This window comes from Pseudomonas sp. SAS7 (assembly GCF_052112345.1).
In the GTDB taxonomy this organism is placed as follows: domain Bacteria; phylum Pseudomonadota; class Gammaproteobacteria; order Pseudomonadales; family Pseudomonadaceae; genus Aquipseudomonas; species Aquipseudomonas putida_Q.
Genome location: NZ_JBEGGO010000013.1, coordinates 157628 through 173915, shown reverse-complemented (window position 1 = coordinate 173915; position 16288 = coordinate 157628). Strand labels below are relative to the sequence as shown.

The window sequence follows — 16288 nt, the reverse complement described above, 5'->3', positions numbered from 1 at the left end:
GTCCTGAATGACCTGCATTCGCTCATGCTCAGCCATCAACGGCAAGTCGACCACTCGCTGCCCGGGTTCACCCACGACTCCCTGCAACAGGTTCAACCAATGCCGGGCCATGCCCTCGATGGTTGAGGCATCGAACAGATCCGTCGCATAGGTCAATGCCGCACCAATACCCTGCTCGTGCTCGAACGTATCCAAGGTCAGGTCGAACTTGGCGGTGTGGCTTTCCCACGCTAACTCTTCCATCTCCAGCCCATGAAGGCTGCTGCGTGCGCCCTTGGCCTGGGTCTGGTGGTTGTACATCACCTGGAACAAAGGGCTGTGGCCTGGGTTGCGCTCGACTTGCAAGGCCTCGACCAGTTGCTCGAACGGCAGGTCCTGATGGGCCTGGGCATCCAGTGCGCACTGCTTTACCTGCTGCAACAACTGGCTGAAGGTCGTCGTCAGATCGAAATCGGCGCGCAACACCTGGGTGTTGACGAAAAAGCCGATCAGGCGTTCGGTCTCGACCCGGTTGCGGTTGGCGACCGGCACGCCTACACGGATGTCGGGCTGCCCGCTGTAGCGGTGCAGCAGTGCCTGGAAGCTGGCCAGCAGCAACATGAACAGTGTCACGCCCTGCTGTTGGGCGAGTTGCTTCAGCGCCGCAGCCAAGCCGTTATCCAGTGCAACCGTGACACGCGCTCCCTGATAGCTGCTTACAGCAGGGCGCGGGCGGTCAACAGGCAGTTCCAGCACAGGCTGCTCATCACCCAACTGCGCAGTCCAGTAAGCCAGTTGCTTCTCTTGTTCGCCGGCCTCCATCCAGTTGCGCTGCCAGGTGGCGTAATCGGCGTACTGCACCGGCAGTACCGGCAGTTCCACCGCCTGGCCCTGGCTGTGGCCGTGGTAGAGCTGCACCAGCTCGTTGACCATCACCGGCATCGACCAGCCGTCGGAGACAATGTGGTGCAGGGTCAACACCAGCACATGCTCGTCCGCCGCCAGGCGCAGCAGGTGCACACGCAGCAGCGGGCCTTGCTGCAGATCGAAAGGCAAGTGCGCTTCGGCCTCGACACGCTGACGCAGATGGCTGTCGTCAGCCTGCTCCAGCACTTCAATAGCCAGTTCGAAAGGGATGTGAGGGTGGATTACCTGAACCGCCCGATCCCCCTCCAGCTGGAAAGTGGTACGCAGCGTTTCATGGCGTTCGATCAAGGTCTCGAAACTGCGCTGCAGGGCCTGGATGTCCAGATGGCCTTTGAAACGCAAGACGGACGAAAGGTTGTACGCGCTGCTGACCTCGCCCAGCTGCGACAGAATCCACAGGCGTTGCTGGGCATAGGAAAGCAACGCCGGTTCTTCAGGGGTCCTCGGGAGGATTGGCGTGACACCGTACAGGTTCACGCCTTGTTTCTTGAGCAAGGCTGCCAACGCCTTACGTTTTTGGGTGGACAACGATACGACTGTATCGAGCAGCTCTTGCACAGGGAATCTCCTAAGAAATCAGCTCATCAATTTCCTCCGTAGTTAGACGGTTGAGTGGTGGCATGGATTTAGCCGGAAATTCGTGGCCGGTATCGCGCGGCATCTGTACGCATGAGACTGGAGGCTGCTCCAGGCCTGCAGGAGATCCCCCAGCCCTGCGGACGGCGCTGTCGCGCAGAGAACTGTGTCCACTGTGGGAGCGGGCTTGTCCCGCGAAGGGGGCCACGCAGTGCATGGCACCGGCTTCGCCGGTGTTCGCGGGACAAGCCCGCTCCCACAGTGATGGCGCCAGCTTTCAGATCTTGTGTAAGACCATTGCTGCCACAAGGCAGAAGGCTCAGGAAATCAGTTCATCGAGTTCTTCCATGCTCAGGCTATCCAGCAGCGCCAAGGACTTGGCCAGCTGGTCCTGGGTGGTATCGACAATTGGCGCCTTGCCCTCGAGCAGGCGGCTGAAGTCGCCCAGCACCGGGTACTCGAAGAGTTCTTTCAGTTCGGCCGCTACACCCGCTTGCTCCTGGATGCGCACAATCACCGAGGTGGCTAACAAGGAGTGCCCACCCAGCTCAAAGAAGTTGTCGGTCAGACCGACCCTCTCCAGTTTCAGCACATCCGCCCAGATCGCCGCTAACTGCTGCTCCAGCTCGCTTTGCGGCGCAACGTATTCACCCTGCAACTGGCTGGCATCCGGCTGCGGCAGGGCCTTGCGGTCCAGCTTGCCGTTCGGCGTTACTGGCAGCTTGTCGAGCAGCAACAAGTGCGCAGGCACCATGTAGTCCGGCAACCCGGCCTTGAGCGCTCCACGCAGGCTGTCGCGCAGTGCGCTTTCGTCTTGCGCGCTGTCGGCAGGCACCACATAGCCCACCAGTTGTTTGCCGCTCGGCCCGTCCTGCGCCAGCACCACCGCTTCCTGCACGCTCGCCAGCTCCAGCAGGCGCGCTTCGATCTCGCCCAGTTCAATACGCAGGCCGCGGATTTTCACTTGATGGTCGATACGCCCGGCGTAGTCGATCACGCCATCGGCACGGTAGCGCGCCAGGTCGCCGGTGCGGTACAGGCGCCCGCCGTTATCACTGAACGGGTCCGGCACGAAGCGCTCGGCGGTCAGCGATGGGCGCTGGTGGTAGCCGCGAGCCAGGCCGACCCCGCCCAGGTACAGCTCGCCCGCACTGCCGCGCACGGCTGGCTGCAGGCTGCCTTCCAGGATGTGGGTCTTCAGGTTATCGATTGGCTGGCCAATCGGCACGCTGATGCTTTCGTCCGGCTGGCAGGCCCAGTGGGTGACGTCGATGGCCGCTTCGGTCGGGCCGTACAGGTTGTACAAGCCCGCTGCCGGCAGGCGTTGCAGGGTTTGACGCGCCAGCTCGGCCGGCAGTGCTTCACCGCTGCACACCACGCGCTTGAGGCTGGTGCAGCTTTCGACCGCTTCGTGGGTCATGAACGCCTGCAACATCGATGGCACAAAGTGCAGGGTGCTGATGCCGTAGTGGTTGATGGTGTCGACCAGCAGTTGCGGGTCACGGTGCGCCCCTGGCTGAGCCACGACCAAACGCGCGCCGGTCATCAGCGGCCAGAAGAATTCCCACACCGACACGTCGAAGCTGAACGGGGTTTTCTGCAACACGCTGTCGCTGGCGTCCAGGCCGTAAGCCTTCTGCATCCACCACAGGCGGTTGACCAGCGCCTGGTGGCTGTTGCCGGCGCCTTTCGGGCGACCGGTGGAGCCGGAGGTGTAGATCACGTAGGCGAGGTTCAGCGGCGCCACATCGACGGCCGGGTTGGCGTCGCTGAAGCCGCTGAGGTCTTCGACATCCAGGTCCAGGCTGCGCAGGCCGGCCGGAATCGGCAGGTTGTCACGCAGGTGCGACTGGGTCAGCAGCAGGGCGATGCCGCTGTCTTCAAACATGTAGGCCAGGCGGTCCTGCGGGTATTCCGGGTCCAGCGGCACGTAGGCGCCGCCAGCCTTCACAATGCCCAGCAGGCCGATGACCATCTCCAGGCTGCGCTCCATGGCGATGCCCACCAACGCATCCGGGCCAACGCCCAGCTCGCGCAGCTTGTGCGCCAGCTGGTTGGCACGGCGGTTGAGTTCGGCGTAGGTCAGTGTGTGCTTGCCGAATGCCAGTGCCGGGGCGTCCGGGGTGGCGAATACCTGAGCTTCGATCAACGAATGAATGCTGCGCTCGTTCGGATAGGCCGCTTGGGTGTGGTTCCAGCCTTCGATCATCAGTTGCCGTTCGGGCTGGGCCAGCATTGGCAGTTCACCGACCCGTGCATCAGCGTTTTCAGTTAGCGCCTCAAGCAGGTTGGTGAAGTAGCCCGCCAAACGGTCAATGGTGTCGTCGCTCCACAACGTACGGTCGTGGCTGTACTGCATCGACAGGGTCGCCCCCAGTTCCACCACCAGGGTCAGCGGGTAGTTGGTCTGCTCCTGTACGGCCACCTCACCAAAGCGCAGGCCACCGGGGGCGCCTTGTTGCAGCGCCTCGGACACCGGGTAGTTCTCGAACACCAGGATGCTGTCGAACAGCGCGTCACCGCCCTGCCCCGCCCAGCGCTGCACGTCGTACAGCGGCGTGTGCTCGAACTCGCGCACGGCCAGGTTGCCGGCCTGCACCTGGCCGATCCACTCGGCCACGGTCTGCTCGGCACGCGGTGCGCCGATTACTGGCAGGGTATTGATGAACAGGCCGATCTGCTCTTCCACGCCGGGCAGGTCTGCCGGGCGGCCAGCGACCGTGGCGCCGAAGCACACGCTGGCCTGGCCGGTGCAGCGCTGCAACAGCAGCAGCCAGGCCGATTGCACCAAGGTGTTGACCGTGACCCGATTGGCCCGGGCGAAGGCTTCGATACGCGCGGTCTGCTCGCGGTCGAAGGTCAGTCGATGGTCACCGTAGCCCGTGCCAGCAACGCCTGCGCTGCCGGCGATGGCCTGGGCCAGGCGGGTCGGCTCATCGAGGCTAGCCAGTTGGGCCTTCCAGAAGGCTTCGGCCACCGCCGCGTCCTGGTTTTGCAGCCAGGCTATGTAGTCGCGGTAGTGCGTGGCCTGCGCTTGCGGCGCCACGCCAGCATAGCGTTGCAGCACTTCACCCAGCAGGCGCGAGGTGCTCCAGCCGTCCATGAGGATATGGTGGTTGGTGTAGATCAGCTGGTGGCTGTCATCGCCCGTGCGCACCAGCACCAGGCGCAGCAATGGCGCTGCGGCCAGGTCGAAGCCGCGCTGGCGCTCGCCTTCGGCCAACGCCTGCAAGGCCTTCTCCAGCGCCGGTTGGCCGCGCCAGTCGTGCTCGCTGAATGGCAGCTCGACCGCCTTGCGTACCACCTGCACCGCCTGCTCCAGTTCGCCCTGCATGAGGAAGCCGGTACGCAGAATGTCGTGGGCATCGAGCGTGGCCTGCCAGGCCTGCTTGAAGCGCTGCACATCCAGCCCGTGCACGTCCACGCGCAGCTGGTTGATGTAGTTGCCGGCCTGCTGGTCGTACAGGGTGTGGAACAGCATGCCCTGCTGCATGGGCGACAGCGGGTACACATCGGCGATCTGCCCGGCGGCCAGCGGCAGGCTGTCCAGTTGTGCCTGGGTCAGCGCGGCCAGCGGGAAGTCAGATGGCGTCACACCTTGGTGTTGGGCATTGCAGCAATGCTCGACCAGTTCCGTCAGGGCCTGCTCGTAAGCCTGGGCCAAGCGCTCGATGGTGGCCGGGTGGTGAACGTCGGCGCTGTAGGTCCACTCCAGGAACAGTTCGCCGCCGTACACCTGGCCAGTGATGCTCAGCCAGTTACCCAGCTGCGCCCCGGCACATTGGGTGCGGCCTGCCGCCTCACTGCTTGGGGTGAACAGTGCGCTGGCTTCGCTATCAAAGCTGGCGTCGAACTGGCCCAGGTAATTGAAGGTGACACGGGGCTGGGCGGCGCTCGCCAGTTGCTCACGCACCTCGGGGGCGCCAAGGTAGCGCAGCAGGCCATAGCCGATGCCTTTGTCCGGTACTGCGCGCAATTGCTCCTTAACCCGCTTGATCGATTGGCCAAGGTCGTGGCCAGGGGCAAGGCGCACCGGGAACAGGCTGGTGAACCAGCCCACGGTGCGGCTGAGGTCGAGGTCGTCGAACAGGTCTTCGCGACCATGCCCTTCCAGCTGCACCAGTACGTTGTCCTGGGCACTCCACTGGCACAGCGTGCGCGCCAGTGCAGTCAGCAGCAGGTCGTTGATCTGCGTGCGGTAGGCGGCTGGGGCCTGCTTAAGCAGCTTGGCGGTACGCTCGGCATCCAGTCGCGTGGCGGCGGTGCGGGCATGGGTGTTGTCCAGGCTGCCCTGTGGGTTGTCACGCGCAAGTTCTGCGTTGTCGCCGGCCAGCACCTGCTGCCAGTAGCCTTGCTGTGCGTGCAAGGCCGGGCTACTGGCGTGGGCGGCAAGGCGCTCGGCCCAGGTATTCACCGGGCTGGTCTTGGCGGGCAGGCTCACGGCCTGGCCGTTCAGCAATTGCTGGTAGGCCTCCTGCAAGTCTTCCAGGAGGACGCGCCACGACACACCGTCCACCACCAGGTGGTGAACCACCAGCAGCAGGCGCTGCTGGCCATCGGCGAAGTCGAACAGTTCGGCGCGCAGCAACGGCCCGTGCTCCAGGTTCAGGCTGGCCTGCACATCGTTGCCGGCAGCGTCCAGTTCGCCCAGCGAGGCCAACGTGTGCTGGCGCACTAGCGGCGCATTGTCCAGTGGCTGGAAGCGGGCTTGCCACTTGCGGTTGTCTTGGATGAAACGCAGGCGCAGGGCATCGTGGTGTTCCACCACGGCGCGCAGGGCTGCTTCCAGTTGCGGCACCTGTACCGGGTCGGCCGGCTTGAGCAATACGGACTGGTTCCAGTGCGCAGGCTGGGCGATATCCATTTCGAAGAAACGCAACTGGGCGGGCAGCAGCGCGGCCTCGCCGTTGATGGCGGTGTCCACGGCTGCCGCTGCGGCTACCGGCTGTTTGGCCTCGATGCGCTTGGCCACCTGGGCCAGTTGGGCGATAGTCTGTTGCTCGAACAGTTGCTTGGGGGTGATCTTGATACCCTGACGCTTGGCCCGGGCGATGATCTGCAGGCTGAGGATGGAATCGCCGCCCAGCTCGAAGAAGTTGTCGCTGCTACCAACCTGTTCCAGCTTCAGTACATCGGCCCACACGGCGGCCAGTTTCTCTTCGATCTCACCTTCCGGCGCCACGTAGCCACGGCTGACCGCGCCGGGTACCGGCAGCGCGCGTTTGTCTAGCTTGCCGTTGGCGGTCAGCGGCAGGCGCTCCAGCAACAGCATCTGTGCCGGCACCATATGGTCCGGCAGGCGTGCTTGCAGTTGCCCCTGCAACTGCTGCGTCGTCACGCCAGCATCGACCACTGCGTAGGCCACCAGTTGCAGGCGCTCGGCATCACCTTCCAGCGGCAGAGCCAACACCACGGCGTCGTTGACTTCAGGCAGGCCGGCCAATACCCGGCCGACTTCCCCCGGCTCCACGCGGTAGCCACGAATTTTCACCTGGTCGTCAGCACGGCCAATGAACTCGACCAGGCCATCGGCCGTCAGCCGCGCCCGGTCACCCGTGCGATACAGGCGCAAACCGTTCTCGGCCGGCACGAAGCGCTCGGCGGTCAGCGCGGGCTGGCCCAGGTAGCCCTGGGCAACGCCCTGCCCGCCCAGGTACAGCTCACCGGGCACCTGTGCCGCCAGTGGGTTGAGGTAGCCATCCAACACCTGGGCGCAGGCATTGCCCAACGGGCGACCGACCGGCACCGTACGGCAGCCTGGCACAGGCTGGGCGGGTTCGAAGGTAAGCACACCGACCGTGGTTTCGGTCGGGCCGTAGTGGTTGATTACCCGGCAACCCGGGCGAAGCTCCCGGACTTTTTCCAGCAGGCCCCAGCTGCATGCCTCACCGCCCAGGATCAGCGCCTCGACAGGCAGTACATCGGCGGCGCGGGCTGCTTGCAGCAAACCTTGCAAGTGGCTCGGAACCAGCTTCAACACGCCAACCTGATGCTGCGCCATGTAGCTGGCGAAGCCATCCGGGTCGAATGCCAGCTCTTGCGGCAACAGGTGCAGCAAGCGGCCGGACGCCAGAGCGCCGAACAGCACGGTATGGCCCAGGTCGGCTGCGGGAGTGGACACCATTGCCATGCTGGCCGAACCCGGCAGTTGCAGGCGCTCCAGCACGGCCTGGGTGTAGCTGGCCAGCGCGCCGTGGCTCACCACCACGCCTTTCGGCTGGCCGGTCGAACCGGAGGTGTAGATCAGGTACGCCGGCTGCTCAGGCGCGATGGCCACCTCGACCGGGCTGTCGCTGCAGGTTGCCCAGGCGGAATGCTCGCAGGCAATCACCTGCACGCCTTGCAGGTCGGTGAAACGATCATCACCGGGTTCGTGCAACAGCACTGAAGCACCGCTGTCAGCAATCAGTTGTTGCAGGCGCTCCTGCGGTTGCTGGGCGTCCAGCGGCAGGTAAGCCGCACCGCTCTTGAGCACCGCGAGCAAGGCGCTAACCCACTCGATGGAACGCGGCAAGCACAGGGCTACGATGCTGCCAGCACCCACACCGCGCTGGCGCAGGAAGCTGGCCAGGCGATTGGACGCTGCCTCCAGCCCGGCCTGGGTCATGAACCGCTCACCGGCTCTCACGCCGCCGTGGGCCTGGCCTTGGGCTATGGCCTGGCGCCACAACGCAAGAATGTCACCCTGCGGATAAGACTGCACGGCAGCCGGCAGCACAGCCACAAGCTCTGGGCAGTCGACGATTACCTGCTGCAGGTCGCGGGTCAGCGCACCCAGCACATGGCGCAACGAGCCAGCCATACGCTCGATGGTGGCCTGCTCGAACAGGTCAGTTGCGTAGGTGAAGTAGCCCTCGATGCCATCGGCCTTGTCGGAAAAATCGAACGCCAGGTCAAAGCGCGCGTCGCCGCCGTCACGGGCAAAGCCCTCCACTTCCAGCGTACCCAGCCGCTTGCGCTCGGTGTCGCTGGCAGCTACATGCTGGTTGATCTTGAACTGGAACAGCGGGTTGTGGGCCAGGTTGCGCTCCGGCAGCAAGGCATCCACCAGGTGCTCGAACGGCAGTTCCTGGTGCGACTGTGCGCCGCCGATCACGTCCTTGACCTGCTCCAGCAGCCCGGCAAAGGTGGCGCGCTCGTCCACCTGCACGCGCAGCACCTGGGTGTTGATGAAGAAGCCGATCAGGCCTTCCAGCTCCTTGCGGTTGCGCCCGGCGTTCGGCGCGCCGATGCGGATATCGGCCTGGCCGCTGTAACGCGACAGCACCACCGCCATGGCCGCCAGCACCAGCACGAACAAGGTATGGCCACCCTTGCGCGCCTGGTTGCGCAGGGCTTCGGCCTGTTCGCCGGCAATGTCCACGCGCACCACCGCGCCGCGCTGGCTTGGCGTGGCCGGGCGCTCGAAGTCCAGTGGCAGGCTCAGCACCGGCTGCTCATCGCCCAGCTGTGCCTGCCAATATTCCAGCTGTCGCTGTGCTTCGCCGGCTTCCAGCCAGGCACGCTGCCAGATGGCGTAGTCGGCATACTGGATCGGCAAGGCCGGCAACTGCGCCTGACGGCCTTCGGCCAGGGCGGTATACAGCTGGATGAACTCCTGCACCAGCACATCGCTCGACCAACCGTCAGAGATGATGTGGTGCATGCTCAGCACCAACACATGCTCCTCGTCACCCACGCGGAGCAGCGTCACCCGCAGCAGCGGCCCAGTCAGCAGGTCGAACGGCCGCTTGAGTACGGCGTCCACCACCGCGCCCAGCGAGGCCTCATCGTCGGCACCGTCGAACACCGCCAGTTCCAGTGGCAGCGGGCAGTGGTCGAGGATTTCCTGATGAAATTCGCCTTCGTCCGAAGCGAAGCGCGTGCGCAGAGACTCGTGCCGTTGCACCAGCGCATCCAGCGCCTGTTGCAGCACCGCCTGGTCCAGCTCGCCCTTCAGGCGCACCGCCATCGGTACGTTGTAGGCCGGGCTGTCAGGCTCCAGCTGCCAGAGGAACAGCAGGCGCTGCTGGGCATACGACAGCGGGATGCGCGCCAAACCCTGGCGTGCGGGCACGATGGGCAGCAGGCGGAAGCTCTGGCCGCTGGCCTGCATCTTTTCCAGGATCTGCTGGCGCTGCTCCACGGGGAGGCCGACGAAACGTTGGGCGATGCGTTGTGCTGCAGTGAGTTCCATGTCAGGCCTCTGAGAATGCGTTCATCATTTGTTCGATATCGCTCAGGCCGTCGTCGGAAAGCGACAGACCTTGCTCGTCCAGTGCCTGGGCGAACGCGCGCAGTTCGGGGTGGCTGAAGATCAGCCGCAGGGGCACGTCGAGCCCCAGCTCCACGTTGATCCGTGACACCGCCTGAGCGGCCAGCAGGGAGTGGCCGCCCAGCTCGAAGAAGTTGTCGTTCAGGCCCACCCGGGCAACGTTCAACAACTGCGCCCAGAGCGCGGCCAGCTGCTGTTGCCGCTCGGTCTGTGGCGCCTCGTAGTCATGCTGCGGCTGGCTTGGGTCGGGCAGCGGCAGCGCCTTGCGGTCGAGCTTGCCGCTGGGGGTCAGTGGCATGCTTGGCAGGGTCACCAGGTAAGACGGGATCATGTAGTCCGGCAGGCTGGCCTTGAGGTACTGCTTAAGCGCCAGGCGCAAGTCGCCGCTGTGGCCTTCGGCTGGCACGGCATAGGCACACAGTTGCTTGCCACTGGGCAGGTCGATGGCCAGCACGGTGGCCTCGCGCACGTCCGGGTGCGCCCGCAGGGACTGCTCGATTTCGCCCAGTTCAATGCGGAAGCCACGCACTTTCACCTGATGGTCGACCCGGCCGCGATAGGCCAGCTGGCCGTTTTCGTCGTAGTAGCCAAGGTCGCCGGTGCGGTACAGGCGGCCACCGCCAACCGGGTCGAACGGGTCAGGGATGAAGCGCTCGGCCGTAAGCGATGGCCGCTGGTGGTAACCGCGTGCCAGGCAGCCTGCACCGCCGATGAACAGCTCACCGGGGACACCCACCGGGGTTGGCGCCAAGCCATCGTCCAGCGCATGCAGGCTGCGGCCCGGCAAGGCGCGGCCGATGGGTACGCCACCCAGGCTGATCTGCTGCTCGGTCATCTGCGAGCAGTCATAAGTGGTGGCGACCACGGTGGCCTCGGTCGGGCCATAGGTGTTCAGCAGGCGCACGGCTGGCGGCCCATCCGCCAGCCAGGCGCGCAGGGCGTCTTCCGGCACTGCTTCGCCGCCCACGTGAATCTGCTTCAGGCGGCCATAGGCTTCGGGGGCACGGCGCTCCAGCGCCAGCAGGCGCCAGTAGGCGGCCGGCAGGTCGGCCACGGTCACGCCATGGCGGTTGATTTCGTCCAGCAAGGTGGCGGTGTCCCACAGCCGCAGGTCGCGCAGCACCACACAGGCGCCGCAGGCCAGCGGCGGGAAGAACTGCTCGATGAAGCCATCGAAACTGAACGTGGCGAACTGCAACACGCGGTCGTCCGGGCTCAATCGCGAATAATCGCCGGCCACCTGGCAGAATACCGACAAGGCATGGTGGTCGATGGCCACGCCCTTGGGCATGCCAGTGGAGCCGGAGGTGTAGATGACGTAGGCGAGGTTCTGCGGTGCAGCCAGGTTCGCCAGCGGCTCGGCTGGCCAGGCTTGCAGCCACTCGGTGCCGGGCTCCAGCACCACGCAAGGCAGCTGCTTGGCCAGTTGCAGACGATCACGAGAAGGCGCATCGGCCAGCAGCAGGCCGATGTTGCTGTCGTCGACCATGTAGGCCAGGCGCTCTTGCGGGTAGTCCGGGTCCAGAGGCACATAGGCGCCACCGGCCTTGTGGATGGCGATCAGTGCCAGGGCCATGCCCAGGCCGCGCTCCACGGCCACGCCGACCAGACGCTCCGGACCTACGCCCAGCGCCCGCAGGCGATGCGCCAGCTGGTTGCTGCTGCGGTCTAGCTCGGCGTAGGTTATCTGCTGGTCGTCGAAAATCAGTGCCAAGGCGTCTGGCCGCTCACGCGCCTGGTGTTCAAGCAGCTGGTGCGCGCACAACCCGCTGGTGGCTTGAGGCACGGGGTTCCAATCGTGGGTCAACTGCTGGCGCTCGGCGATACCAAGGAAGTCCAGCTCGGCAATGCAACGCTGCGGCTCGGCGCAGATGGCCTCCAGCAATGCCTGCCAGTGCCCGGCCATGCGCTCGATACGCGCCGCGTCGAACAGGTCGGTGGAGTAGTTGAATGAAGCCGTCACGCCATCGGAGCGCTCCAGCGTGTTCAGCGAAATGTCGTACTGCGCGCCCGGCTCCAGCAGGTCCACTTCCTTGACGCTCAGGCCGTGCAGGGCATCGCTGGACACCTGCTCGCCCAAGTCGCGCAGGTGGTTGTACAGCACCTGGAAGAACGGATTCACGCCCTGGTCCCGGTCGGGGTACAGCGCCTCGGCCACTTCCAGGAACGGCACATCCTTGTTGGCCTGGGCTTGCAAGGTGGTTTCCTTGATGGCGGCCAGCAACTGGGGGAACGGCTGACTGCCATCCACGCCGATGCGTGCCACCACCACATTGATGAAGAAGCCGATCAGCCCTTCCAGCTCCAGGCGGTTGCGGTTGGTGACCGGTACGCCGATGTTCAGCGTGCCCTTGCGGCTGTAGCGCGACAGCACGATGGCGTAGGCCGCCAGGAACACATGGAACAGCGTGGCGTTGGATGCCACGGCCAGGGTGCGCAGGCGCTCGGTCAGCGCCGGCGGCAGGCGCACGTCGAAGCGGCTGCCCCGGTAGCTTTTGACCTGCGGGCGAATGCGGTCGGCGGGCAGTTCGAGCACTTCGAAGTCGTCTTCAAGGCGCGTCTTCCAGTAGTCGATCTGCGCCTGCATCTGCCCTTCGGCCAGCCACTTGCGCTGCCAGGCGGCGAAGTCGGCATACTGCACCGCCAGCGGTTCGATGGCGTGCACTTGACCAGTGGCAGCAGCGTTGTAGGCAGCGGCGAACTCGCGCACAAGCAGGCTCATCGACCAGCCGTCGGAAACGATGTGGTGCAGGGTCAGCGACAGCAGGTGCTCCTGCGCATCCACCTTGAACAGGCGGGCACGCAGCAGCGGGCCGTGCTCCAGGTCGAACGGGACGAACGCTTCGGCTTCCAGCTTGCGCATCTGCGCCGCGTGGTCCTGGCCGCTGATATCTTCGAAGCCGATCGGCACCGAAGCCGCCGGCTGGATGCGCTGCCAAGGCAGGCCCTCAGCCTCCACGAACACCGTGCGTAGCGATTCGTGACGGGCGACCAGAGCGTCCAGCGCAGCCTGCACCGCTGCACGGTCAAGATTGCCCTGCATGCGCACAGCCATTGGCGTGTTGTACGCCAGGCTTTCGGGGTTCAGCTTCCAGAACAGCCACTGGCGGTTTTGCGAGCGAGACACTGGCAGCGGCTGCTGCCGGTCAAGGATTTCGATCTCCAGCCCGGCGCCCTGCTCTCCCTCAGCTACCGCTTGAGCGAAGGCTTGCAGGTCGACGGTGTCGAACAGGGTACGCAGCGGGAGGTCCACGCCCAATTGCTTGCGCACCCGTGATACGGCCTGGGTGGCCAGCAGCGAATGGCCGCCAAGGGCGAAGAAGTTGTCGGTCAGGCCCACCTGCGGCACTTGCAGGACTTCGGCCCAGATTTGCGCCAGTTGCACTTGCAACGGATTCTGCGGTGCCTGGTAAACCACCTGTGTCGCGACCGGCTCTGGCAGCGCCTTGACGTCGACCTTGCCGTTGACAGTGACAGGCAGGTGCTCCAGCACCATCAGATAGGCTGGCACCATGTGTTCGGGCAGCAGGCCTTTGAGGGTGGCGCGGATCGCGTCCTGCCAGGCCACGCTGTCGACCGGCACCTGGCTGGGCACCAGCCATGCGGCCAGTTGCAGTTGCGGTGCGTGGCCATGCATGCGCACCACCGCGTTGGCGACACCCTCCAGCGCACGCAGCTGGCTTTCGATTTCGGCCAGCTCCACACGGTAGCCACGGATTTTCACCTGGCCATCCATGCGCCCGGCAAATTGCAGGTCGCTGCCCTGGCGTACCCAGTCGCCGCTGCGGTACAGCCGCTTGCCGTGGCTGCCGCCTGGATCAGGGACGAAGCGCTCGGCCGTGAGCGCCGGGCGATTCAGGTAACCACGGGCCAGGCCGGCGCCACCGATGTACAGCTCGCCCTTGGCCTTGGCCGGCAGCGGTTGCAGGCAACGGTCGAGCACCGCAACGCAGGTATTGACCAATGGCTTGCCGAGGCTGGCGTGCTCGTCAAGTTCGGCGACCAGCACGCCGACAGTGGTCTCGGTCGGGCCGTAGTGGTTGAACACCTTGAGCGCCGGATCCAGTTGGCGGATCTTGCCCAGCAGGCCCGGGCTGATGGCCTCACCGCCCAGCACCAGGCACTGCGCTGGCAGCGCCGAACGGCCAGCCACCAACATCGCCTCCAGGTGCGACGGCACGATCTTCAGTGCGTCTACCTGATGCTCGGCCAGGTAGGCAGCGAAGCCTTCGGCGTCCAATACCTGTTCACGCGACAGCATGTGCAGGGTGTGGCCGCCGCACAGGGCACCGAACAACATGGTGTGGCCCAGGTCGGCAGCCGGCGTCGAGACCTGGGCCATGCTGCGGATGCGTTCGACCGGCAGGCGCGCGGCGATGCCATCCACGTAGTTGGCCAGAGCGCCGTGGCTGATCGCCACGCCCTTGGGCTGCCCGGTGGTGCCAGAGGTGTAGATCACATAGGCCAGGTTGGCCGGCTGGGGCGCTGGGCGAACGGCACTGGCGCTACCCGTTTGCGCCCAGTCGATGCGCTGCACGCCATCAGCCAGTTCAGCCTGCCAGTGACTGGGTGCCAGCACCAGGCGCGTGCCGCTGTCGGCCAGCATGTAGGCCAGGCGCTCGGCCGGCTGTTCAGGCTCCAGCGGCAGGTATGCGCCACCGGCCTTGAGCACACCCAGGATGCTGGCGAGCATGCCAACGCTGCGGTCTGCCAGCACGCCGACCAGCGTGTCCGGCCCTACCCCGGCCTGGTTCAAGCGGCCGGCAATGGTTTGGGCACGGGCATCAAGCTCGGCAAAGCTGGCTTGCTCGCCTGCGGCCATTACCGCCGTATGCTCGGGGTGGCGGCTGGCGGCAGCGGCAAAGCGTTGGTGCACCAGCCGGGTTGCCTCGACCGGCTTCAACTCACTCTGGGCAACGGCCAGGCCCGGCAATGCCAGCTCGCCGACAGCACCACCGGTTTCATCGGCCAGCGCTTGCACCAGGGCCAGCCACTGTTCGCCGAGGGCTTCGACAGTAACAGCGTCGAACACATCGGTGGCGTAGGTGAACGCCGCATGCAATTGCCCGGCGCGCTCGTGAGTGTCCAATGCCAGATCGAAGCGGGCGCTGTGCTTCTTCAGCGTGATCGGCGCCAGGCTCAAGCCGGAGCGGGTTTCGATGGCCTGCACATCCGCCACCTGCGCCTGGTGATTGAACAACACGCGGAACAGCGGGCTTTCAGTGCTGCGCGGCAGGTCGAGCGCTTCGACCAGCTGCTCGAACGGCAAGTCCTGGTGGCTTTGCGCGCCCAAAGCAGTCTCGCGCACGCACTGCAGCAGGCCAGTGATGTCCAGCAGCGGGTCGATCTCAGTGTGTAGCACTTGGGTATTGATGAAGCAGCCAATCAGGCCCTGGCCTTCTGCACGATTGCGGTTGGCGATAGGCACGCCGACACGGATTGCGGCTTGGCCGCTGTAGCGTTGCAGCAGTAGTTTGAAAGCAGCCAGCAGGACCATGAACAGCGTGACGTTGTGCTTGCGGGCCACACTCCGCAGGCGCTCGGCAACGTCTGCGGCGATGGGGAACTCGTGGCGTGCGCCCCGGTAGCTGGGCCGGCCCTGGCGTGTGCGGTCCAATGGCAGTTCCAGCGGTGAATGGTCATCACCCAGACGTGCTTGCCAGTAAGCCAGCTGGCGCGCCTGTTCTCCGGCTTCCAGCCAGCTGCGCTGCCACAGGGCATAGTCGCGATACTGGATTGGCAGCGGCTCAAGGGTGGCGTCGGCACCCGCCACGGCGGCGTCGTACAGGCGCAGGAACTCGTCGATCAGCACGTTCATCGACCAACCGTCGGCGACGATATGGTGCAGGGTGAGTAGCAACACGTGATCTTGCGGGGCCAGTTGCAGCAGGCGCACACGCAGCAGCGGGCCGCTGGCCAGGTCAAACGGGGCCAGCGCCTCGGCTTCGGCGATGGACTCGACAGCGGCCTGGCGGGCACTTTCATCCAGTTCGGCCAGGGCATCCTGGCGCAACTGCAACGGGGCAGCGACCGCATCGACCTGCTGGCGTACGTCATCGCCATCGGCGACGAACCGGGTACGCAGGGTTTCGTGGCGGGCGATCAGGGCTTCGAAGGCGTGCTGCAGGGCCGTCAGGTCCAGCGGGCCATGTAGGCGCACGGCCATAGGCAGGTTGTACGCCGCGCCCTGCGGGTCGAGCTGCCAGAGGAACCACATGCGCCGCTGGGCGTACGATAGCTGGTCGCGCTCAGCTACTTCCACACCGGGCGCAATCGGCAGCACGGAAAAGTCCATGCCCTCGCCCTGCAGCGCCTTGAGGAACAGGCGGCGCTTGTCGGGGCTGAGTTCGATGAAGCGACGGGCGAGCTTGAGCGTTTGATCAGCATTCATGTCGAGCGGTGTCCTGGCAGTCGAGCGGTAACTGTCAGACGAAGGCATGGGGGGCTGATTTAGGGGGCAGCGGAGAACGGGCTTGCCGAGACTCTAAAAGTTGACGCAATCACTGTGGGAGCGGCTTCAGCCGCGAACACCGGCAAAGCCGGTGCCATTCA

Annotated in this window: 3 protein-coding genes; all 3 read right to left on the bottom strand. The window is 65.3% G+C overall.

Annotated elements, in window-relative coordinates; genetic code table 11:
- Window positions 1-1464: condensation domain-containing protein (locus tag ABI582_RS20865; RefSeq protein WP_442120161.1), on the bottom strand; the 1464-nt coding region annotated here is incomplete at its 3' end.
- Between the two features lie 337 nt (window positions 1465-1801).
- Complete coding sequence (locus tag ABI582_RS20860; protein WP_442120160.1) at window positions 1802-9658, bottom strand: amino acid adenylation domain-containing protein; 7857 nt, start codon at window positions 9656-9658, stop codon at window positions 1802-1804.
- 1 nt (window position 9659) lies between these two features.
- Window positions 9660-16127 (bottom strand): amino acid adenylation domain-containing protein, encoded by a 6468-nt coding sequence (locus tag ABI582_RS20855; RefSeq protein WP_442120159.1) that lies wholly within the window; start codon window positions 16125-16127, stop codon window positions 9660-9662.
- Window positions 16128-16288: the final 161 nt, after the last annotated feature.